The sequence below is a fragment of the Chryseobacterium sp. MMO-72 genome, assembly GCF_037146035.1.
Taxonomy (GTDB): Bacteria; Bacteroidota; Bacteroidia; order Flavobacteriales; family Weeksellaceae; genus Chryseobacterium; species Chryseobacterium indicum.
Genome location: NZ_JBBCWG010000009.1, coordinates 45,622 through 67,317 on the forward strand (window position 1 = coordinate 45,622; position 21,696 = coordinate 67,317).

Annotated in this window: 19 protein-coding genes; 4 read left to right on the plus strand and 15 right to left on the minus strand. The window is 36.8% G+C overall.

The genetic code is table 11. The features are described 5' to 3' along the window. Nucleotides 1–96: 96 nt before the first annotated feature. A complete protein-coding gene (locus WFH39_RS13080; RefSeq protein ID WP_235132000.1) occupies nucleotides 97–387 on the plus strand; it encodes a c-type cytochrome in 291 nt (96 codons plus the stop codon). Nucleotides 388–406: 19 nt separating this feature from the next. Then, nucleotides 407–697, plus strand: a complete 291-nt coding sequence (locus tag WFH39_RS13085) for a cytochrome C (RefSeq protein WP_336690229.1) — start codon at nucleotides 407–409, stop codon at nucleotides 695–697. A 179-nt stretch (nucleotides 698–876) separates the two neighbouring features. On the opposite strand, the gene WFH39_RS13090 is transcribed toward WFH39_RS13085, so the two are convergent. The 9 genes from WFH39_RS13090 to WFH39_RS13130 form a co-directional block, all read right to left on the minus strand. Continuing rightward, nucleotides 877–1,869, minus strand: coding sequence for an enolase C-terminal domain-like protein (locus tag WFH39_RS13090; protein WP_336690230.1), 993 nt, complete (start codon nucleotides 1,867–1,869; stop codon nucleotides 877–879). A gap of 62 nt (nucleotides 1,870–1,931) precedes the next feature. Further along, nucleotides 1,932–4,508 carry a T9SS-dependent M36 family metallopeptidase gene (locus WFH39_RS13095; protein WP_336690231.1) on the minus strand — a complete coding sequence of 859 codons (2,577 nt, stop codon included), beginning with the start codon at nucleotides 4,506–4,508 and terminating at the stop codon, nucleotides 1,932–1,934. A 75-nt stretch (nucleotides 4,509–4,583) separates the two neighbouring features. Then, on the minus strand, nucleotides 4,584–5,099 hold the full coding sequence (locus WFH39_RS13100; RefSeq protein WP_336690232.1) for a tetratricopeptide repeat protein: 516 nt from the start codon (nucleotides 5,097–5,099) through the stop codon (nucleotides 4,584–4,586). Then, nucleotides 5,086–5,784, minus strand: a complete 699-nt coding sequence (gene prfH / locus WFH39_RS13105) for a peptide chain release factor H (protein ID WP_336690233.1) — start codon at nucleotides 5,782–5,784, stop codon at nucleotides 5,086–5,088. The genes WFH39_RS13100 and prfH overlap by 14 nt, the downstream gene beginning before the upstream one ends. A 2-nt stretch (nucleotides 5,785–5,786) precedes the next feature. Next, a complete protein-coding gene (locus WFH39_RS13110; RefSeq protein ID WP_336690234.1) occupies nucleotides 5,787–6,314 on the minus strand; it encodes a hypothetical protein in 528 nt (175 codons plus the stop codon). 99 nt (nucleotides 6,315–6,413) lie between these two features. Further along, the gene (locus tag WFH39_RS13115; RefSeq protein WP_336690235.1) at nucleotides 6,414–6,830 is read right to left on the minus strand and encodes a hypothetical protein; all 417 of its coding nucleotides are present in this window, start codon (nucleotides 6,828–6,830) and stop codon (nucleotides 6,414–6,416) included. A 213-nt stretch (nucleotides 6,831–7,043) separates the two neighbouring features. After that, nucleotides 7,044–8,435: an RtcB family protein gene (locus tag WFH39_RS13120; protein WP_336690236.1), complete on the minus strand. Its 1,392-nt coding sequence runs from the start codon at nucleotides 8,433–8,435 to the stop codon at nucleotides 7,044–7,046. Nucleotides 8,436–8,445: 10 nt separating this feature from the next. Continuing rightward, nucleotides 8,446–8,934: a hypothetical protein gene (locus tag WFH39_RS13125; RefSeq protein ID WP_336690237.1), complete on the minus strand. Its 489-nt coding sequence runs from the start codon at nucleotides 8,932–8,934 to the stop codon at nucleotides 8,446–8,448. A gap of 36 nt (nucleotides 8,935–8,970) precedes the next feature. Then, nucleotides 8,971–9,708 (minus strand): hypothetical protein, encoded by a 738-nt coding sequence (locus WFH39_RS13130; protein WP_336690238.1) that lies wholly within the window; start codon nucleotides 9,706–9,708, stop codon nucleotides 8,971–8,973. Between the two features lie 112 nt (nucleotides 9,709–9,820). Here WFH39_RS13130 and WFH39_RS13135 point away from each other — a divergent pair, with 112 nt between their 5' ends. Both WFH39_RS13135 and WFH39_RS13140 read left to right on the plus strand, forming a co-directional pair. Then, nucleotides 9,821–9,976, plus strand: coding sequence for a hypothetical protein (locus WFH39_RS13135; RefSeq protein ID WP_336690239.1), 156 nt, complete (start codon nucleotides 9,821–9,823; stop codon nucleotides 9,974–9,976). 436 nt (nucleotides 9,977–10,412) lie between these two features. Beyond that, nucleotides 10,413–11,363, plus strand: a complete 951-nt coding sequence (locus tag WFH39_RS13140) for a fasciclin domain-containing protein (RefSeq protein WP_336690240.1) — start codon at nucleotides 10,413–10,415, stop codon at nucleotides 11,361–11,363. Nucleotides 11,364–11,444: 81 nt separating this feature from the next. Here the strand turns inward: WFH39_RS13140 and WFH39_RS13145 are convergent, their stop codons facing one another. The 6 genes from WFH39_RS13145 to WFH39_RS13170 form a co-directional block, all read right to left on the minus strand. Then, complete coding sequence (locus WFH39_RS13145; RefSeq protein WP_336690241.1) at nucleotides 11,445–11,945, minus strand: hypothetical protein; 501 nt, start codon at nucleotides 11,943–11,945, stop codon at nucleotides 11,445–11,447. Between the two features lie 68 nt (nucleotides 11,946–12,013). After that, a complete protein-coding gene (scpA, locus tag WFH39_RS13150; protein ID WP_087708174.1) occupies nucleotides 12,014–14,131 on the minus strand; it encodes a methylmalonyl-CoA mutase in 2,118 nt (705 codons plus the stop codon). A 608-nt stretch (nucleotides 14,132–14,739) separates the two neighbouring features. Continuing rightward, nucleotides 14,740–16,785 (minus strand): prolyl oligopeptidase family serine peptidase, encoded by a 2,046-nt coding sequence (locus tag WFH39_RS13155; protein ID WP_336690332.1) that lies wholly within the window; start codon nucleotides 16,783–16,785, stop codon nucleotides 14,740–14,742. A 138-nt stretch (nucleotides 16,786–16,923) separates the two neighbouring features. Beyond that, nucleotides 16,924–17,589 (minus strand): hypothetical protein, encoded by a 666-nt coding sequence (locus WFH39_RS13160; protein ID WP_336690242.1) that lies wholly within the window; start codon nucleotides 17,587–17,589, stop codon nucleotides 16,924–16,926. Between the two features lie 250 nt (nucleotides 17,590–17,839). Beyond that, nucleotides 17,840–18,925: a peptide chain release factor 1 gene (prfA, locus tag WFH39_RS13165; protein WP_214587623.1), complete on the minus strand. Its 1,086-nt coding sequence runs from the start codon at nucleotides 18,923–18,925 to the stop codon at nucleotides 17,840–17,842. A 1,469-nt stretch (nucleotides 18,926–20,394) separates the two neighbouring features. Next, nucleotides 20,395–21,696 carry an APC family permease gene (locus tag WFH39_RS13170; RefSeq protein ID WP_235132016.1) on the minus strand — a complete coding sequence of 434 codons (1,302 nt, stop codon included), beginning with the start codon at nucleotides 21,694–21,696 and terminating at the stop codon, nucleotides 20,395–20,397.

The following is a 21,696-nucleotide window of genomic DNA, read 5'->3' on the forward strand; positions in this document are numbered from 1 at the left end:
TACACTACTATTATTTGTATTTCTTCTAAATTATGTGCAATTTCATCAATGGAAACGGGAATTTCCTACATTTGTTTGAATAAACAGTTAAAAAACATGAAAAAACTTATCGCTGTAGCATCATTTGCTGCCGTTTTACTGGCTTCCTGTACACCAAAAGCTTCCACAGCAGCCACTCCCGTAGCTTCCACTTCTACAGCAGAACAAATTGCACAAGGAAAAACAATTTTCGAAAACTCTTGCGGAAGATGCCACAAATTACCAAATCCTGCTTCTCATACTTCGGTTCAGTGGGTAGGAATTATGAATTCGATGGCGCCGAAAGCGAAGCTTACAGATGAACAGCATCAGTGGGTTTACGATTATATCGTATCTGCTAAAAAGTAAATCACAACAAAATATTTTTATGAAGAAACTGATTTTAGGTATTGTTTTAAGCGCTGCGGGAATGTTAATTTCCTGCGGACCAAAAAGTACAGCGGTAACAGGACCGAAATATACTTCATCCGAACAATTGGCACAGGGGAAAACAATTTTTGAAAACTCCTGCAACAGATGTCATAAATTGCCGGATCCTGCAAAACACGACGATCAGGGCTGGATCAATACGCTCAGCAGAATGGCTCCTAAAGCTAAACTGAGTGACGACCAGCATCAAATGGTTTATGATTATCTGATTTCAGCAAACAAAAAATAGGCTTCCCATGAAGTCTATTTTTGTTTTTGATTCTTCTTTATATTTTTAACACAAAAAGCGCGAAGTTTTTTTGATTTCTAATCTGTTTATTTTTCGTTTGCAAAGGCGTTTCACTCAGCGAATGAAAGCACTGAGAGAAATAATTGATAAGCAAAGCGGATTGACGATTCATCATTCACTTATTTAATCATAATTCCCAAACCTGGTTTTGAAGATAAACTAATTTTTCCGTTTTTAACGAAACTTCCTGTCGCATAGTCATTTGAAATTAAATTAGCTCCGTCCAAATCGGCATAATCTGCCATTCCTGTTAAATTACAGGCTGCGGAAATTCCCACGGTAGATTCCGTCATACAGCCGATCATGATTTTGTAATTCAATGCTCTTGCTTTTCTGATCATTTCTAAAGCAGGGGTTAATCCGCCACATTTCATTAATTTGATGTTGATGCTTTTGTAATAGGGAATCAATTTGTCTAATGAATCCAAATTCTGACAATCTTCATCTGCCATCCAATTGGCAAAACTTTCTTTTTCTAAGATTCGATAATTATCGACTGGTCTTGGCTGTTCCAGATAAGAAAACTTCTGAACCTCATCATTTTCCTGAAGCCAGATACAATCTTCATCCGTAAAACTTGCATTGGAATCTAAAGCAATATTTCGGTTTAACTGTAACAATTTTTCAACGTTGTTTTTATCTAAGCCTTTGCATTTTACTTTGAATTTATTCCATGAGCTTTTTTCGATTTTTTCAATCTGATGATCGATTTCACCGACAGAAATGGTAATGGAACTTTCAACTAATTTGTCTGACGGAAGATGATTTAATTCAATAAAACTTTTGTTTTCCAGCTCACCGAAAAGATCCCAATACGCACAATCCAATGCAGAAAGTAAAAACGGAGGCAGATTTAAATTCGATAAAAATGTAAAAAAATCTTTCGGATGAATTATCTCCTGACTTTCAATGAGAATCTGAATTTCTTTTAATTTTAAAACAAAACTTTGAAGATCAATCCTGTAATAATCGATGGCTACACATTCTCCGTAACCTTTACATTTCTGATGAGATAATTCTATGAGCAAGGCTTCCCTCTTATTATAGTTTCCATAAGCAATTGAAAATGTTTCTTTTAAATATAACAGTCTGCGTTCGAATCTTAATTCCATTATTAAATGTACAAAAAAGGAAGCCAAATGACTTCCTTCTTAAAATTATTTGATTGAATAATTTATCTAACAATCAGTTTTTCTGTCTGAGTTTTTTCACCCTGTCTGATGTTTACCATATATACTCCTTTTTGTAATCCTCTGGTTGAAAATGCCTTTTTGGAGGTGTTTTCACGCGTATCGGAGAATACTAATTTCCCTGACATATCGAAAAGTTTTACCTTCACGTCTTCCTTGGATTTATCAATATTTCCTACAAAGAATTCATCATAGGTAGGATTTGGAAAAACGACATATTTTGTTTCTGCATTTCCGGCTTCCTGTGTTGCCAGTACAATATCACATTCTGCAGGATAGGTAAAACTTTCTACCTGATCTGTTCCTACTGTTTTGCTTCCGGCAGAAGCTGCTGTTCCCAAGCCTCTTTTAGCAAAGGCTTTCCAGATCATACATTTGTCTGCTCCTCCTGTTTTAACCTGATCTGCCTGAAGAATGGCATCTCTTCCGTCAATAAATGTAGGACTGCAGGCCTGAAGTTTCAGCCCGTCCATTACCAATTGTAAAATTCTGGCATTTCCCGAATTCGGATTGGCTAAAACATCACTGTTATACCCATATTTCTCTACATATTTCCACGTAAGATCCCAAAGCATGGAAGCCCATACAAATCCTATGGAGTGAGGATCTCCAGTCATAGAATTAGTATTGTTATACGTGTATCCGTTTACTGTAAAGTCCAGTGAATATTTTGCGGGTCTGATTCCGTTTCCTGTTGTTGCCTGTTCTGCAACATAGGTTGCCATTCCTCTCGCCAGAGAAGAAGTATCTCCCGGTCTGGTCGTAAGCATCAATGCAAAGTAGTCTGACCATCCTTCTCCCATCTGTTCGGTAGAGTTGGTAGAAGAGAGACAACTGTAGCCCTGTCCCGTCAGTCTGTTGGAAATTCCGTGACCGTATTCATGGGCAACAACTCCATTGTCTAAACTTGAATGTTTAAATCCGTTAAAATCATTAATTAAGGTCGCGTTTATTGTATTTCCTCCTGAAATCTGTGCTACTAAAAATTCGCCTTCGGTTTTCCCCATGTTAATTGAAGGAATTGTAACCTGATTTCCATAGGTTCCTGCTCCCATAGTTGTTGGAGTATCTGTACTTGGTCTGTAAACAATAACGCCTACTGCACCTGCATTCTGAGCGTTTAGAACTTTAAGACTGTATTCGCAGGTAGTACTGGTTACAACGGCGATTTTTCCTGTAAGACTTCCTGCTGCGGGTTGTGTACAGGCATCCGCCGGTGAAGAAACAGCAAGATTTCCTGTTACGGACTGACCTTCGAACAGCAAAGGCCCAAAAGAGGCGGCACCGGTTAAAACTTTTGGACGGCTTGCAACGGTAGAGGGAGAATTATACTGATAACGTGAAATAGGATCTGCGCTTGTCTGTGCTCTTGACCAAAGATACATCTGCATTCTTGGCGCAAGAAGGTAAGTTGTTCCGCTGATTACCGTTTCATATCCTGAATTGAAATTGGCGTTATTCAGTCCGCTTCCGTCGAATGCTTCTGCATTTACTGCATCTCCACTAATTCCTCCGTTTCCAAAATTATTTGTTTGAAAATTTCTTGCCGACTCTGTAAACCCAAACTTGTAAAAAACATCATGAACCTTATTGTTCATGTAAAAAAGATTGGTAATGGCTGCATCTTTATGCGTAAACGGATTGATGTATCTTCCTTCTGCGAATGTGAAGTCAAAATTTCTTGAAGCTCCGCCGTCCGGAGAATATCCCGGTGTGTTTACATTTGCCTGATCGGAGTAAGCGTACACATTATTTCCTCTTGTATTAGTATAGCTTGCTGTGCCTGTAGAATGCCATCCTTCAGGTGACGCCATGAGATCCCAAGGATTGTTTAAAACAGAGCGCGATCCGAAACTTGGAGCTTCCACCGGTAGAGGAAAAACATTATAAGAGGCATTAGACGGAACTAATAATGAAGTCGTTTTCTGAGAATCTGAGCTTTCAGTAGTAAATTTTACCGGTTCTGAATAAGAGTTCTCTTCACTGCTTTCGTTATGATCAAAATTACAGCTTACCGTAAGATTGTCTTTAGTAAGTATTTCTCCTGTGGAAGCATCTGCAATTACGTGCCATACATCTGAAGATTTTTTGTCTGACACAAAAATTTCTTTAGCCAGTACAAATACATTATTCTTTTCAAAATAAACATTGGGTAAGTACTCTATTCTTGAAATTTCCTTCAAATTTAAATTTTGCTTCAGCGTTTCTTCGGGAATTCTTTCCTTCGGACTTCCCTGATTTCCGACAATAATCTCTTTTTTGAAATCATTTTTTTCAGAGATAATTTTTTCATCTTTTATCAGAACCTTGCCTAAAGCATTGTACACACGAAGACCGTCGTAAGTCTGCTGTACGTTTATAATATTTGCACCAAGGCTTTTGGAATTGTCTTCATTAAGAATAATAAATCCGAGCTTATTATCAAAATTATTTTTCTGAGTAAGCTGCGCATTTTTTTTATAGTAATCCTGAATCAGTGATTTAGAATTTTGCGCATTTACTGTACTGTAAGCGAAAATCACCGCTACAGAGAGTGGTATATAAAATATATTTTTATTCATGTGGCTGATTTTAAGCAAATCTAAGATTTTTTATGAATGGCTATCAAAAAAATATATTATGTTAAAAAAGGAGACTTATTTCGTCTCCTTCTCTTTTTTAGTTTTCTTTTTTTTCGGCATTTTTGATTTGATGAATTTCTTGCGGTCTTTCACCACATTCAGGCTGTATTCTGTAAAACAGTATTTTGCAGATTCATCCAGAAATTTCAAAGCATTAGCAAAACTTCCTCTTTTTTCGGAAAGTAAAGCTCTGTAAAACCATAAGGTTGCTTTGTCAATTCCCTTGATTTTCAAAGAATAATCAATCAGTTTTTCTGCTTCCTGATAATCTTCGTTATCCAGAAGACATTTAATATAATATTGCGGTGTATTAAGATTCGTCACATCACACTGCATGGCTTCTTCAAAGTACAGTTTTGCCTTTTCATAATCGGATAACATTTCGCTGTAGATTCTTCCCATCAGACATAGGCTGTCCGCATCTTCTGGATCATAAGACAACGCATAGTTTAATGCTTCCAGACACTCCGGCAAACTGTACGGATAGTTGTCTAAAGCCTCAAAATAGTATTTATTTTTAGTTAAGGTCATTTTTGTAGTTTTTTAATTCGTTTTTCAGTTGACTTCTCTGTTTTTTAAATGATTTGTCTTCATAATTCTTTTTGAAGTCGGTTCCGGAAAAAGTACGGACCGGGTTTCCGCGCTGAACATTCAGATTGTTATTCCAAGTTTCCTGCATTCTTTTTTGAAGCTGGATGATATTCTGTTCCAGTACTTTTGCTTTAAGTCTTTCAATCGAAAGTTTTTTATTTTCCAACTGTGAACGCGAATCCTGAACGAAAACACTTTGTCCTGTCGGAATGTGTGTCGCGCGAACCGCCGTATTCACTTTGTTTACATTTTGTCCGCCGCTTCCCTGACTTCTCGTGGTCTGAAACTGAATATCTTTTTCATTAAAATTGATTTTCTCCAATCCCTCCAGTTCAAAAATGCCGATAAACCAATTGCTTCTTTTATGCAGTTTCCGGAATGTACTTTTGCCAATCCAGCAAATACTTCCTAACCATGTACTTAAAAATTCATTGAGATTTTTTGATTGTAAAAGCAAAGTCACAGATTTCAAAGTAAGGTTTTCATCGCCATTTTCACGGTGAATAATTTCGTAATCTATATTGTTATCTTTTGCCTCTTGAAGAAAGTGTTTCAGAACTTTTGCCACCACCCATTGGCATTCTAAAGGTCCTCTTCCTGAGGTTATTTGTATGAGTTTTTCCATTTTTAATTACTTTTAAAATGAACAGGATGAATAATATCCGAAAACAGACAATCAAAAACAGTCGGATCATCATTACAATCTGTAGAAACTGACTCTGCTTTTAACAGAGCCAATTCATCTGTAACATCTTCGTAACCGTTTTGTTTCAATATTTTTAAAATTGAACTGTATTTTTCTTTTTCATAAAGATCAGCAATTGTTAAAACTCGCTCTGTTTCATCTTCTCCTTTTCTAATTATTTCAAAGTTTTGGATGTAATAAAGCTTTAAAAACCAATTAATCCAAACCTTACAACAGTGAAGAGGCTTTCCTGATTCTAAATATGTATCAAAATCCCAATCCTCATAACCTTTACTTTTATCTACCTCATCGATATCTTCATTCAAATAAAAATTCCAGACATCTGAAATGTCTCCCATTTCTTCTTTCGAAAATTTATCTGTTTCTGAAGACAAAGACTGAAAATGCACGACAATATTTAATTTTTCAAATTCATTTAAAAACAAATTGGTTACATTAGGGTTTTTCAAAAATTGGTTTGCTTTTTCTCTTAATAATTTTCTGTTATCAGAAAAATTCTGATTTATAAATTCGAATATTTCTTTTTTAATCTTGTCTTCCATCTTAATTTATTTCGGGATTTCACTTAATTTCGGATGACCAACAGGATCAATCCTTTTCTCCAGTAAATCTTTTGCAGCCATAACTGCCCAACATTTATCACTGGAATGAATGTTTCTGTAGAACGTGAGCAAAACTTCAGGCTTTACAATGGTAAATCCATTGGCTTCAACAATTTCAAGATCATTTCTTTCGAAAAAATCGATTGTGATCCTGTGGAATTTTCCGTTTTCCAGCTCAACTGTTTTCTCATATCTTCGGAAGTTTTCTTCGCTCTGAAGATGATCGTATCTTGTCCAGACCTTTTGGAAACCTTCTTGCTGTAGGATGATGACAACTTCTGCGACGTTTTCTTTTTTCACAAAAACATCAATATCCTTATGGTCGTGCGCGTGTTTGTATTCCGTATGCCCGGGTTTAGACATAAAATGCCACGCCCAGCCTCCTGAAATAATAATTTTATCTTTTAATTTTTCTAAAATTTCGAGTCCGCTCTGAATTCTGAATTCCGGTCAGACTTCACCGTATCTTTTTATATTATGAGGTGCTCCCATTTCTTTTGTTTTTTGTTGATTGTTACAGGATGATAGTTGCTGGTTAAAAACCTATCAACCAACAACTAAAATCCATAAACTATTTTACCTGTCCATCCTTACAATTCTCGGTTGGAAAGTTCCCAGAATATCCACCAGTTCGCTTTGCGCGTTCATTACTTCGTTGATGTCTTTGTACGCCATTGGTGCTTCTTCTGCATTTCCGCCCATTAAGGTGACATTCTTTAATTTTAATTCTTTTTTAATGTCATTTTGAGTAAAAAGACTTCTGCATTCGCCTCTTGAATGCGCTCTTCCGGCTCCGTGAGAAGCGGAATTCAGAGAATCGGGATTTCCTTTTCCGCGAACGATAAATCCTTTCGCCGTCATGGAACCGGGAATCATTCCCAATTCGTTTTCATTTGCCGGAGTTGCTCCTTTCCGGTGAACGATTACTTCTTTTCCGTTGTGGATTTCTTTCCATGCAAAATTGTGATGGTTTTCGATCTTTGCCTTTACTCTTCCTCCGACCGCTTTTACCAGTCTTCTGTGAATATCGTCATGACAGGCAGAAGCGTAATCTCCCGCCAGATTCATTGCCGTCCAATATTCTAATCCGAGATGAGTATTAAGATCCAGCCATGCAAACTGTTGTGCTTCTTTTGGTAAAGGGCACTGTTCTGCCGCAACTCTGGAATAATACTGGGCGATTTCTGCTCCCAATCCACGCGAACCGCTGTGCGAAAGGATTCCGAGATATTTTCCTTTCGGAAGACCGATCTGTTCGTCTTCTTCCGTAATTTCAACTTCTCCGAATTCCACAAAATGATTTCCGCCGCCCGAAGTTCCCATCTGTCTGACGGCTTTTCCTTTTAATCTTCTCAAAACCGGAATGAGATCAAACGTATCTCTGTCGAAAATTTCATGGTCGACATGAGATTTGTGGGTTTCGTACATTCCGAATTTGGTATGTTCGGCAAGGGCTTTTTCATATTTATCTCTTGCTCCTTCAAGATATGAAATGGGCGTATCCAAAATACTGAGACTCATTCTGCATCCAATATCCATCCCGACTCCGTAAGGAATTACGGCATTTTCTACCGCAAGAACGCCTCCGATCGGAAGTCCGTATCCGCTGTGAGCATCGGGCATCAAAGCTCCCTGTGTTGAAATTGGAAGCTTGAGCGCGGTGTATAATTGATTTTTTGCTTCCTCTGAAATATTGTTTCCGAAAATGTTGAATGTCGCCCGATGTGTATTGAGCATCCTCTTTTCAGTTTTTTTGGATGAAAGCAAAGCTTCAGCAATCTGTCCGAAGGTTAAATCTTTTTCAAAATTTTCCGGATTCACCAGAATATCTTTTAAAATGGATTTCACGTGATGAATATTTTTGGTGGCAAAGTTCCTTTTCATCACTTCCAGCGCAATGTTGACACTCTGGTTGTTCGGATAGCCTAATTTTAATATATCTTTTCCTTTAAGTTTTAAATTTCCCATTGTTTTTGTTTTAATTGTCTTCCCAAATGACAAGGCATTTCTTATCCTGCCAGAATTTTTCTAAGGTCATATTGGGATTTCCTGTTACTTTAATGGTAAGAGGACTAAGCCTTACACTGAGTTTATGAGATCTGCTTCCATACGTTCCTATGTCTACCATCTCATTACCCAAGAGTGTAAGATTTTTATTTTTTAAATATTTATAAATAGCAGGAACCTGTAAATCTGTTCCTCCCGTCATTTCTGCATGCGGATTCCGTATAGCTTTGGCTGTATGAATAAGCTCTGATAAATCTTGTGGATGATTTTCGAAATGTTCTTCATAGCTTTTGTAATAGATGATTTCCAAAGCATCTTCCTGTGCTACAAATTCATTGTTTATAAAATATCCGATCTGCCAGTTTTCGCCATATTTACGGTTCCAATCCTGCTGCCGTTTCAGCTGTTGTTTTGTATTTCCTGCTTTTCCTATTTTTCTTTTTGCAACTTTCCAGGTCATGCTTACTTTTTGTTGTTTAATGATTTATCTGAAAAATTAAAATTCTCCGTCTGTAAATATTTCTGCAAGCTCTTCTGCGGAGATCCTATAATTAAAATATTTTCTCACTTTAGTTTTTCTTTTGTATTTATCCCTCCATTTATCGGGTTTCCCGTAAATGTTTTTTTGAATAATCCCTATTACTTTGTGCTGATTTAAATAGGAGTCTAACGCATTATATTCTCTTTCTAAATCTTCATCTAAAGGTTTATAGTGTGTAATCATATTCGGTCTTACTCTCAATACGAATCTCCACGGTTCTGTAAATTCATAATATTCTTTGATCAATTTTTTGTTATGAGCGTAATATTCTCTTTTTACAAAATACTGTCTTTCGCGTTCCGTTAAACCAAACTTCGGATTATCCCACTCCCAGGGCAGAACATTTGCTATTTTTTGTTCTTTTTCCACATATATTCTCCGTCCGGATTTTCTTTTCTTTTTTAGAAATTTTCGGGTGTCGGAGTACATTTCCGTATTGATTTTCTTTAAAATATTTTCGAAGAAATCGCCGTCTTTAGAACGTTTTACATCATCTCTCACAACAAAAAATCTTACAAATCCTTTCTGATAAGGTTTTTCCAGCGGAATGAGCGGAATATTCCTTTTCTGCTTCCAGACTTCTCTATGACGTTTATATTTTTTACGTACTTGTTTTTCTACATCTTTTCTTATAATTCTTTTTCTGCTTCTCAGACTTCTTATCCGGAAATACAGAAGGCTATCTTTTTCCATTAATTTAGAGTTAGAAGTGAGGTTCAGAAATCTTATTTCCAAACTTCATATTACATCTTGCCAAGCAAAATATTGGCTGGCTTTATCTAAACCTCATAGGTTTTAAAAACCTATGAGGTTTCTTCAATGGATTTTTCTAGCCCAGATTGCAGCGGCATCCTTTTTTGTGGCGACCTGCGCTTCGCTCTGGTCGCCACAAAAAAGATACAGCGGAAAGCTGGAAATAGCTTCAGATAAAAATCATCTGCTAATTCGAAAGAAATCCTAAATACTAAAAAGATTTTTCGGGAAAACTGTTTTTGAGTTTGAAATATTGCGCAATAAAAAACCCGAAATCTCTACGACTTCGGGTTTTGATATTTCATTGTACTGTTATTCTAAGAGTGTACCAAACCACGAAGCCTCGCCTTTGCAAAAGGCAATCCTACTGTTGAAAGCTGATTGGATATGAACATTGCTTCGTTGTTTTTAAATGGTTAAACTTTATTTTACATTGCAAATATATACATTTTTCTGAATATCAAAATTATTTTTTAGTTTTTTATTAAATCTATAATTCTTTTTTAATCGAAACTCCTTTTTTCATCCATCTCTTTTTCTGAATTAAAAGATAAACTGACATAAAAAATTAAATTTATTTTACTAAAATAAATAAAAAGGTACAATATTTGTCTATGTGTTTTTACATCTTAACAAATAATATTATGAGAAATTTCTTTAAACCTCTACTATTTTCGGGAGTTGCCATGCTGTGCATTATCTCCTGCGACGACAATGATGACAACATGATGACTGAGAAGACCACGTATGAACTGGTTTCTTCAGACAGTAATTTAAGCAGTTTAAAAGCTGCCATCGACAAAGCAGGTCTTTCTGCAACCCTTAACCAAAGCGGAACTTTCACATTATTCGCCCCAACAAATGCCGCTTTTGCAACTTTTTTACAAGCAAACGGATATGCAAGTCTTAATGACGTTCCTACGGCGGCATTAAAAACTTTGCTGATGAACCACGTTTTGAATTCTGAAGTAAAAGCAGCAGCAATTTCTACCGGCTATGTTTCTACTCTTGCTATGGGATCTGCTTCTTCCACAAGACCAATCAGTATGTTTATCAATACGAATGGCGGCGTAAAAATTAATGGGGTATCGAATGTTGTTGCCACAGACATTGATGCCAACAACGGAGTGATCCACAAAGTAGATGCGGTAATCGGTTTGCCAACTATTGTTACTCATGCAACGGCAAATCCTCAGTTTACGTCTTTGGTTTCTGCTCTTACAAGAAGCGATATGCCGAATTTTGTTGGAATTTTAAGCGGAACTGCCAATTCTCCGTTTACGGTTTTCGCACCTACCAACACAGCATTTTCTTCTTTGCTAACAGAAATCGGAGCGGCTAATCTTGCAGCCATTCCAAAAACGACTTTGGAAAATACTTTGAAATACCACGTAGTTACCGGAGCCAATGTAGGATCTAATAATCTTACAAACAATATGATAGTTCCAACTTTCCAGGGTGGAAGTTTTAAGATTACCACAACGGGCGGTGCAAAAATTACAGATAACAACAACAGAGTTTCTAATATTATTGTAACCGACGTACAATGCAGCAACGGAATTATCCATGCAATTGATAAAGTTTTGCTACCCTAATTGTTTTTTTTCATATAATATTTAGCAAAATAGGCTGCCTCATTTCTGAAGCAGCCTATTTATTATCGTATTTTTTAGCTCTTAATCTTTCGATCCCAGATCATCCATCGGGTCATCCATCCCTTTGATGATATTGGAATGGTACACCCTTTCTGAACCCAGAAAATAAATATTGTGTCTTGCTTTTGCAATAATTCCGTTGTATTCCTCTTCCGTCATTCCTTCAGGAATATCTGTTTTTTCTTCCGCTGGTTTTCTGTATACCTGCAAAGCTCCGTTTTTATTCAGGATTGAATTTGCAGAAACCGCCTGTTCCAGATTATCAGCATATACAATCACATTATTTTTTCCGATGCTGTGCTTTCTGTACGCATCAAGCATTTCATCATCATGCGCAAACGTATATTCGAAAAACCCTTTGGTCTGCTCATCTTCCTGATAATTGTCGGTTGACAGTCCGCTTTCAAGGTTTGATCTGGAAATAATGATATTTGCTTCATCAAAACCGTTGTTTTTTAAATCTTTTTTAATCTCTTCTGTATCTACTGTTACAGGAAATACCGAAACTACTGTATAAGCCATAATATTTTGTTTTTTAATTATGGGGTACAGTACAAAAGCTGTGCAACTTATCGGCTGAAAAGGTTAATTTAATTTAAAAATTTATCCAGAATATCTACTGCACACTTCGGAAGATTGGTTCCCGGACCGAAAATAAAATCGGCTCCGTTCGCATACAGGAATTCATAATCCTGCTGCGGAATTACGCCTCCTACAACAATAGTAATATCATCTGCTCCGAGTTTTTTAAGTTCTTCAACCACCTGCGGAACCAAAGTTTTATGACCTGCCGCCAGCGAAGAAACTCCTAAAATATGAATATCATTTTCTACTGCCTGTTTTGCCACTTCTTCCGGAGTCTGGAATAACGGAGCTACATCTACGTCAAATCCCATATCTGCAAATGCGGTTGCGACTACTTTTGCTCCTCTGTCGTGTCCGTCCTGTCCCATTTTGGCAACCATTAATCGTGGACGGCGTCCTTCTTCTTCCTCAAATTTCTGAGTGAGATGTAAGGCTTTTTCAAAATATTCGTTTTTCCCTGCGTTCATGGCGTAAACTCCTGAAATTGTTCTGATATTGGCTTTGTATCTCCCGAAACTTTCTTCCATCGCATCGCTCATTTCTCCCAGCGTTACTCTTCTTCTTGCCGCTTCAATACATAAGGCTAAAAGATTTCCTTTTCCAGATTTGGCACTTTCACGGATCTCATTTAAAATCTCATTCACCGCCTCAGAATTTCTTTCTGCTTTTATTTTATTTAATCTTTCGATTTGCTTTCTGCGGACTTCCGTATTGTCGATATCTAAAATTTCAATAGCATCCTGCTTTAATTCTGATCTGAAAGAATTAACCCCGATGATAAATTCTTCACCACTGTCAATTTTCGCCTGTTTTCTCGCTGCCGCTTCTTCAATTCTCATCTTTGGAATTCCGGCTTCAATGGCTTTTGTCATTCCGCCTTCCTGTTCTACCTCATCGATGTATTTCATGGCTTCTTCAATCATCTGCTGCGTAAGACTTTCCACTAAATTACTTCCGCCCATCGGATCTACCACATCGCAGATTCCGCTTTCCTGCTGAAGAATAATCTGTGTATTTCTTGCAATTTTTGCTGAATAATCTGTAGGAAGCGCAATCGCTTCATCCAAAGCATTCGTGTGAAGAGACTGCGTTCCGCCCAGTGCAGAAGACAATGCTTCAATTGCTGTTCTCGTAATATTATTAAATGGTTCCTGTTCCGTTAAAGACCAGCCTGAAGTCTGTGAGTGAGTTCTTAAAGCTAAAGATTTCGGATTCTGAGGATTAAACTGCTTTAATAATTCAGCCCATATATATCTCGCTGCCCTCATTTTGGCAATTTCCATAAAATGATTCATCCCGATTGCCCAGAAAAAGGAGAGTCTCGGTGCAAAATCATCGACATTCATTCCTGCTTTTATTCCTGTTCTTACGTATTCCAGACCATCTGCAAGTGTATAAGCCATTTCCAGAACCGGAGTCGCTCCTGCTTCCTGCATATGATAACCGGAAATTGAGATGGAATTAAACTTCGGAATATTCTGAGAAGTATATTCGAAAATATCTGCAATGATCTTCATGGAAGGTGCAGGCGGATAAATGTAGGTATTTCTCACCATGAATTCCTTCAGAATATCATTCTGAATGGTTCCTGAAAGCAAATCCTGAGAAACGCCCTGTTCTTCTGCCGCCACAATATAGAATGAAAGAATTGGCAGAACGGCTCCGTTCATCGTCATGGAAACTGAAATCTGATCCAAAGGAATTTCATTGAATAAAATTTTCATATCCTCCACAGAATCAATCGCTACTCCCGCTTTTCCAACATCGCCCACAACTCTCGCATGATCGGAATCATATCCTCTGTGTGTCGCCAGATCAAAGGCTACCGAAAGCCCTTTTTGTCCTGCCGCCAGATTTCTTCTGTAAAAAGCGTTGGATTCTTCTGCCGTGGAAAAACCTGCATACTGACGAATCGTCCAAGGTTTCTGAACATACATTGTAGAATACGGACCTCTTAAATAAGGTGCAATTCCCGGAGAAGTCTGCGTTAATTCCTGATTTTTAACGTCTTCTGCCGTATAAGAAGATTTTAACTGTAAGCCGTCTTTCTCAAAAGGATAGACCTCTGTTTTCTTTTCGGTAATAGTGAATTGAGGAGTTTTATTCTGAACTGCCCTTCTCATAATTTCAGATTTAATAGATGGCTAAAATTACACATTTTTGAGGGAATATTTTTTAAATAAAAAAAGCGAAACTGCAAAACTGCAAAATCGCTTTTTCAGTGCTCACTAATCATCATTTTCCAATATCAATTAAAGAAATAAGTCAAAACTACAAACAACTGCTATAACCTTCTTCTGAAATTTAATGAAGAGGAAAAACATTTCCCTCCTGTAATGGCGGTTTTCCTATCTGTACGTTATATTCTTGCGTCAGTAAGTTATATTCTCGCACCCGTATTTAATATTCTTGCACCAGTAAGTTAGATTCTTGCATCAATAAGTTAGATTCTTGTACCCGTATTTAATATTCTTGCACCAGTAAGTTATATTCTTGCATCAATAAGTTATATTCTTGCACCCGTATTTAATATTCTCGCACCAGTAAGTTAGATTCTTGCACCAGTATTTTATATTCTCGCGTCTGTAAGTTATATTCTTGCACCAGCGGGTTTATTTCTTTTGTCTTGAATGAAGATCTGTACAATACTACTGAATCAACGTAGTAATCAATAATACATTAATTCAGTAGCTGTTCTCATGCCTTATTTAGAATCTTAAGCAGAGAATTTTTATTTCTGTAGTTTTTTAATCCCCATTTCATACAGCGCAAAAGAAATCAGATCTGCATTTTCTCCGATCACCTGTTCTGTAGATCTTCCGGCTCCATGTCCTGCATTTTTCTCAATTCTCAGTAAAATCGGGTTGTTACAAGCCTGCTTTTCCTGTAATTCTGCACCAAACTTAAAAGAATGTGCCGGAACTACCCTGTCGTCATGATCACTGGTAATAATCATGGTTGATGGATAACACGTTCCTGCTTTTACATTATGAACCGGAGAATAAGATTTTAAATAGTCAAACATTTCTTTGTTGTCTTCCGCAGTTCCGTAATCATAAGACCAGCCTGCTCCTGCGGTGAATTTATTATACCTCAACATATCCAGAACGCCCACTCCCGGAAAGGCAACCCTGGCTAAATCCGGACGCATCGTCATTGTTGCTCCTACCAGCAAACCGCCGTTTGATCTTCCTGAAAGCGCCATAAACTGTTTGGAAGTATAACCTTTGCTCTGCAAATATTCTCCTGCTGCGATGAAATCTTCAAAAACATTCTTCTTTTGCATTTTTGTTCCTGCATCGTGCCATTTTTTACCGTATTCTCCACCACCGCGAATGTTCGGAACGGCATAGATTCCGCCATTTTCCATCCAGATCGCATTTACCACAGAAAAGGCAGGCTGTAAACTGATGTTAAATCCTCCATAAGAATAAAGAATCGTAGGATTTTTACCATTCAGCTTTGTTCCTTTCTTATAATTAATCATCATCGGAATTTTAGTTCCGTCTTTTGAAGTGTAGAAAACCTGTTCAGAAACATAATCTTCGGGATTGAATTTCACTTTTGGCTTCTGATACACTTCAGATTTCCCTGAATCTGCATTAAATTTATATGTTGTTCCGGGAGTGATGTAATTCGTAAAAGAGAAATACAGTTCTTTCTCAGTTTCCTTACCTCCGAATCCGGAAACGTTTCCTTTTCCGGGAAGAGAAATTTCACGGATCAGTTTTCCGGATCTGTCATATTGTTTTACCTGATCAATCGCATCAATCATATAGGTTGCAAAGAAATATCCTCCTCCTGTTGTAATGCCTAAAACATTTTCGGTCTGGGGAATAACATCTTTCCATGTTTCGGGAGCCGGATTTTTGATGGAAGTTTTTACCAGACGCATATTCGGAGCATCTTTATCCGTAAAAATATACAGATCATCACCCTGCGTATCAACAATGCTTACATTGATATCAAAACCTTTATTAATCTGAATAAAATCGCCACCCTTTTTCAGGTCTTTAATGTAAAGTTCATTTCCGTTGGTTGCGTTGGCTGCGGAAATAATCAAATATCTCTGATCTTCGGAAACTCCTGCTCCTAAATATCTTCTCGGCGTTTTGTCTCCGCCAAAAATTAACTGATCTTCAGATTGTTTGGTTCCCAGTTTATGAAAATATACTTTGTGTTTATCCGTCATTCCGGAAAGTACCGTTCCTTCTTTTGGCTTATCATAGCTTGAATAATAGAAACCCTCATCACCCTGCCATGAAATTCCGCTGAATTTTACATCAGCCAAAGTTTCATCAATCTGCTTTTTTGTAATTGCATCAATAATGATGATTTTGTTCCAGTCGCTTCCTCCTTCCGAAATAGAATACGCAGCCAGATTTCCTTTTTTGTTGAAAGAAAGCTGTGAAATCGATGTAGTTCCTTTTTCAGAAAATTTATTGGGATCCAGAAAAACTTCGGTAGCTTTGGTTTTATTGTTGGTTCTGTATAAAACCGACTGTGCCTGTAATCCGTCATTTTTATAATAATAGGTATACTCTCCTTCTTTGAAAGGAGCCGAAATCTTTTCATAATTCCAGATATCTCTTAACTGATTCCTGATTTCGTCTCTGAAAGGAATTTTCGAAAGATAATCCTGACTGTGTTTTACCTCATCATCTACCCACTTTTTGGTGGCTTCAGAATCGTTCTCCAAATCACGGTACGGATCTGCAACGGCAGTTCCGAAATAGGTATCGGTTTGTGTTCCTTTAACTGCTTTTGGGTAATTCATTTTTTGTGCATAAAATGTCGCCGAGAAAAGAACTCCGGCTGTTAGTAAAATGGGTGTGATTTTCATATTAAGCTATTTTCCCAAAAATAAGGAATCTGTTTCGAATAAAAAAAGCCGTCTAAAGACAGCTTTATATAATTAATTGAGATTTCTCAGATAAAATTCATTCATTTTCCAGTTCAGTTCCTGCGGTCCACCGTTCCAGTAATAAATATTTTCTCCAACTTTAACCTGATATAGATTGAATTTCTGTTCTGTAGAAACCAATTTGTCTGCTTTTTTTATTTCGTTGGTAACATCAATAAGGTATTTCTTCATTTCTCCTGCGCCAATATTTTTAATATCTCCCATATTGAGCATCAGATTATGAGAAGGCACATTAAAACTCACTTCATAGGTCACCTCAGAAAATCCGTTTCCTTTCAATCGTTCATCATTTATGATTTTAATTTCTTTTACCCTGTATCTTGCATTGGCAAAATTCTGCATCAAAGCACTGAAATAATTTTTAACCTCAACCGAGCATTCAGATGCTACGTTTACAGGAAGCCCCGCAAGAAAAAGTTTCGTATAATCATCAATCTTTTCTTTGTAGGTATCTTTAAGTTTCATTTTGTGGGTACTTTCTTTCCCAAGAAAATTAATCAGATAACTGTTCAGTTCTTTTACAGACTCATCATCATATTTTACAAAAGAATTAAAATAAAGATTAAAAACATTCTCAGGCTTTAGGATATTTTGGGATTTTAAGCTCCCAAAAGAGAAGAGAAATATTGCCAGACAGACAATGTTAAGCATTTTCATAAGTACGGTACATTTTCAATTTTAGTGTATAAAAAAACTCCTGAACCATCAAGAGTTAATATAAAAATACATTATTTATACCATGTAAACAGATTTTCACAGAATTATTTTTAAACAAGCATTACAGACAGGATGTAAAATGCTGATTAAAAGAAATTTAAGCCGTCAATATTTTAAACATTCAGTTAAGCTCAAAATAAAAGTCTCCGAAATACTCCAGAGACTTAAAAAAGATTTTATGGTAAAGATTTTATAAACTTTCTTCTTCGCCTTTCATTTTTTCGGCGTTTTCTGCCATGATAACGGCATCGATCATCTCAGAAATATCTCCGTTCATATATGCATCTAAGTTATACATCGATTTGTTGATTCTGTGATCGGTAACTCTCCCCTGAGGATAATTGTACGTTTTGATCTTTGCAGAACGGTCTCCTGTAGAAACCATTGTCTTTCTCTGCGCTGCAATATCTCCCTGCACTTCCTGCAACTTGATGTCGTACAATTTCGCACGAAGCATTTCCATCGCCAATTCACGGTTCGCTAACTGGGAACGTGCCTGCTGACAGACCACCACCAATCCTGAAGGTTTGTGCGTAAGCTGAACTTTAGTTTCCACCTTGTTAACGTTCTGCCCTCCTGCTCCACCGGAACGCGAAGTCTGCATTTCGATATCTGCCGGATTAATTTCCACATCCACTTCTTCAGCTTCCGGAAGAACCGCAATGGTAATGGCAGAAGTGTGAACTCTTCCCTGAGATTCTGTTTCCGGAACACGCTGTACACGGTGAACTCCGGATTCGAATTTCATGATTCCGTACACGCCTTCACCTTCCACTTTCATGATGAGTTCTTTATACCCTTTCGCCGCTTCGTTAGAATCTGTAATCTCGTGTCTCCATCCTTTCGTTTTGAAATACATGGAATACATTCTGTAAATGTCTTCCACGAAGATGGCTGCTTCATCACCTCCTGTTCCGGCACGAAGTTCCACGATAACGTTTTTGTCATCTGCAGGATCTTTAGGAATTAATAAAACTTTTAATTCTTCCTCCAGTCCCGGAATTTTTTCCAGCGCTTCGTTTTTCTCGATTTTTGCCAGTTCCACGAAATCTTTATCAGATCCGTCAGCAATAATTTCGTCGGACTCTTCAATGGTATCCAACGCTCCTTTATATTGATCGTAAACTTTTACAATTTTCCCCAAATCGCTATATTCTTTGTTCAAAGAAGAATATCTTTTTTGGTCTGAAATAACATCAGGCTGTATAATAAGGTCTGCCACCTCATTATATCTCTGTTTTATAGCTTCTAATTTTGGAATTAATGATTTAGACATTATGAAAATTTTGTGGGTGCAAAGATACGGATTATTAATTCAATTTTAAAACTAATAGTTTGTCATCCTGAACGAAACGTATGCGTATTGAAGAATCTTTTTTTTAACTCAATGTTTGCAACAGTTTTTGAATTTATCGTTTTTTTAAGCGCAACCTCTGCAGAAGCTTTCTTTTTAAATGATTGCAAATATAATTCTGCTATCATTTGCTGAGTGAAACGCCCTTGCGAACATTTTTTTTCAAAGCAAGTTCAATTACCCTTGCGAACTCTGCGTTAAAAACAATGCTTGATTGTAATGATTTAACACCAAAATTTAAAAGTCATAAGTTCAAATAATCTTCACAAACTTAACTTCTTAAATAATCTTAATGGTTCAATTTTTCAAGCGCAATGTCCGCAGAGGCTTTATTTTTAAATAATTGCAATTACTTTTCGGTCGCAACGGCGTTTCACTCAGCAAATGATAAAAATGTATAAATGATTTCTTACGTAATAGCTTCTTGAAATTAAGACGTTTTAAAATGATTTTAAAAATATATTCTGCTATCATTTGCTGAGTGAAACGCCTTTGCGAACGGATTCTTTTCAAAGCCAGTCCAATTATACTTGCGAACTCTGCGTTAAAAACAATGCTTGATTGTAATAATTTAACGGCAAGATTTACAAATCATAAGTTCAAATAATCTTCACAAAACTTAACTTCTTAAATAATCTTAATGGTTCAATTTTTTAACGCAAGGTCCGCTGAGACTTTCTTTTTAATGATTGCAATTGCTTTTCGGTCGCAACGGCGTTTCACTCAGCGAATGATAAAAATGTATAAATGATTTCTTCATAATAGCTTCTTGAAATTAAGACGTTTCAAAATGATTTAAAAATATAATTCTCCTATCATTTGCTGAGTGAAACGCCTTTGCGAACGATTTTTTTTTCAAAGCCATTTCAATTATCCTTGCGAACTCTGCGTTAAAAACAATGTTTGCTTGTAATAATTTAACGCCAAAATTTAAAAGTCAGAAGTTCAAATAATATTCTTAATGATTCCATTCTTTTAACGCAATGTTCGCAGGGTTTTTCTTTTAAATGATTGTGATTATTTTCGGTCGCAAAGGCGTTTCACTCAGCAAGTGATAAAAATGCATAAATGATTTTTTCGTAATAGCTTCTTGAAATTAAATCGCCTCAAATGATTTCAAAAATATAATTCTGCTGTCATTTGCTGAGTGAAAAGCCCTTGCGAACGGATTCTTTTCAAAGCCAGTTCAATTATCCTTGCGAACCCTGCGTTAAAAACAATACTTAATGGTAACGATACCTTCTTTAAATTAAAACGTCTCAAAATGATTTCAAAAATATAATTCTCCTATCATTTGCTGAGTGAAACGCCCTTGCGAACATTTTTTTTCAAAGCTAATTCAATTACCCTTGCGGACTCTGCGTTAAAAACAATGCTTGATTGTTTTACGATTAATTTAAATCAACGGATAATTTCTTATCAATTAAATACAAAACAATTCCCACCGCAACAATTCCTAATCCGATAATGCTTTCTTTAGGATTATGAATTAACGTGAAATACAAAATGTAGATGCTGAATAACAAAAAAACCGTCGGAAAAATATAAAACAGATTGGATTTGAATATCTTTCGGTCTTCTTTTTTTACGAAATATGCCGTAGAAATTGCCAGACTAGCAAATAACTGAAGTATAAAAGCCGTGTAAACAAAAATCTCTTTAAAACTTCCCGTTAAAATAATCAACGTTGCAATCACGGCATGGGCAAAAATCGCACGGACAGGAATTCCTTTTTTGTTGCCGACCGATAAGGATTTCCAGAGTCTGTTTTCTTTTGCAAAAGCCTGCGTCAAACGGGAACCTACCCACAAATAACCGCTGATTGTAGCGACTAACTGTAAAGCAATAAAAATATTAACTATTTTACCGAAAGTATTTCCCAGCATATTATTGGCAGCTTCCCCCATTACATCTTCTTTTCCCGCCAACTGATTTACCGGAGCATGTTTCAGCATGATAAAATTAACCAAGAGATAACAAACAGTTACGAAAACAGTTCCTACAATGAGTGATTTCGGTAGGTTTTTCTGAACATCTTTTATTTCTCCCGCAATGTAGGAAGCAGAATTCCAACCCGTGTAAGAATACGTTACAAAAACCAGAGACGTGGCAAAAGCAGGAAGCATGATTTCTTTCTGCCATGAATCATCAAACTTCAGGCTGTTTGCGATAGCTTCAGAGTCTGAAATTCCGATTCCTATAATGATGAGAACAATGATGAACGCAATTTTTATCAGTGTAAAAAAATTATGAAACCTGCTTGAAGCTTGTAAGCTGAATGACAAAAAAACGGAAACCAGAAAGATAATTCCGATGGCAAAGCTGTTTCCAAAAGAAACATCGAAAGCAGAAAGGTATTTCGACATCGCCAAAGCAGCCAGTGCAACGGGAGATGAGAAACCGATGATGAGGGAAATCCAGCTTACCAGATAGCCTAAAAGCGGATGATAGGTTTCTTTCAAATAAATAAAATCTCCGCCGTTTCCTTTAAAATGGGAACCTAATTCGGCATAGCAAAAGGCTCCGAACAAAGCAAGAATTCCTCCAATGAACCAAAGGAGGAATATGCTGTAGGTATTCGTAATGTCGGTAAGCTGAAAACCGAGTGTTGTAAAAATTCCGGTTCCGATCATATTCGAAACGACAATTGCCACTGCGGTTTTCCAGCCGATCTGATGTGAAGTTGAATTCAT

What these genes read in the sequence shown, in the direction of transcription:
- WFH39_RS13170 (WP_235132016.1), bottom strand. Translation starts at nt 21,696, where the DNA reads ATGAATTCAACTTCACATCAGATCGGCTGGAAAACCGCAGTGGCAATT.
- WFH39_RS13120 (WP_336690236.1), bottom strand. Translation starts at nt 8,435, where the DNA reads ATGGGAAATTTAAAACTTAAAGGAAAAGATATATTAAAATTAGGCTAT.
- WFH39_RS13090 (WP_336690230.1), bottom strand. Translation starts at nt 1,869, where the DNA reads ATGGAATTAAGATTCGAACGCAGACTGTTATATTTAAAAGAAACATTT.
- WFH39_RS13130 (WP_336690238.1), bottom strand. Translation starts at nt 9,708, where the DNA reads ATGGAAAAAGATAGCCTTCTGTATTTCCGGATAAGAAGTCTGAGAAGC.
- WFH39_RS13115 (WP_336690235.1), bottom strand. Translation starts at nt 6,830, where the DNA reads ATGTCTAAACCCGGGCATACGGAATACAAACACGCGCACGACCATAAG.
- WFH39_RS13145 (WP_336690241.1), bottom strand. Translation starts at nt 11,945, where the DNA reads ATGGCTTATACAGTAGTTTCGGTATTTCCTGTAACAGTAGATACAGAA.
- WFH39_RS13135 (WP_336690239.1), top strand. Translation starts at nt 9,821, where the DNA reads ATGAGGTTTCTTCAATGGATTTTTCTAGCCCAGATTGCAGCGGCATCC.
- WFH39_RS13085 (WP_336690229.1), top strand. Translation starts at nt 407, where the DNA reads ATGAAGAAACTGATTTTAGGTATTGTTTTAAGCGCTGCGGGAATGTTA.
- WFH39_RS13080 (WP_235132000.1), top strand. Translation starts at nt 97, where the DNA reads ATGAAAAAACTTATCGCTGTAGCATCATTTGCTGCCGTTTTACTGGCT.
- prfH (WP_336690233.1), bottom strand. Translation starts at nt 5,784, where the DNA reads ATGGAAAAACTCATACAAATAACCTCAGGAAGAGGACCTTTAGAATGC.
- scpA (WP_087708174.1), bottom strand. Translation starts at nt 14,131, where the DNA reads ATGAGAAGGGCAGTTCAGAATAAAACTCCTCAATTCACTATTACCGAA.
- WFH39_RS13125 (WP_336690237.1), bottom strand. Translation starts at nt 8,934, where the DNA reads ATGACCTGGAAAGTTGCAAAAAGAAAAATAGGAAAAGCAGGAAATACA.
- WFH39_RS13140 (WP_336690240.1), top strand. Translation starts at nt 10,413, where the DNA reads ATGAGAAATTTCTTTAAACCTCTACTATTTTCGGGAGTTGCCATGCTG.
- WFH39_RS13100 (WP_336690232.1), bottom strand. Translation starts at nt 5,099, where the DNA reads ATGACCTTAACTAAAAATAAATACTATTTTGAGGCTTTAGACAACTAT.
- WFH39_RS13160 (WP_336690242.1), bottom strand. Translation starts at nt 17,589, where the DNA reads ATGAAAATGCTTAACATTGTCTGTCTGGCAATATTTCTCTTCTCTTTT.
- WFH39_RS13155 (WP_336690332.1), bottom strand. Translation starts at nt 16,785, where the DNA reads ATGAATTACCCAAAAGCAGTTAAAGGAACACAAACCGATACCTATTTC.
- WFH39_RS13095 (WP_336690231.1), bottom strand. Translation starts at nt 4,508, where the DNA reads ATGAATAAAAATATATTTTATATACCACTCTCTGTAGCGGTGATTTTC.
- prfA (WP_214587623.1), bottom strand. Translation starts at nt 18,925, where the DNA reads ATGTCTAAATCATTAATTCCAAAATTAGAAGCTATAAAACAGAGATAT.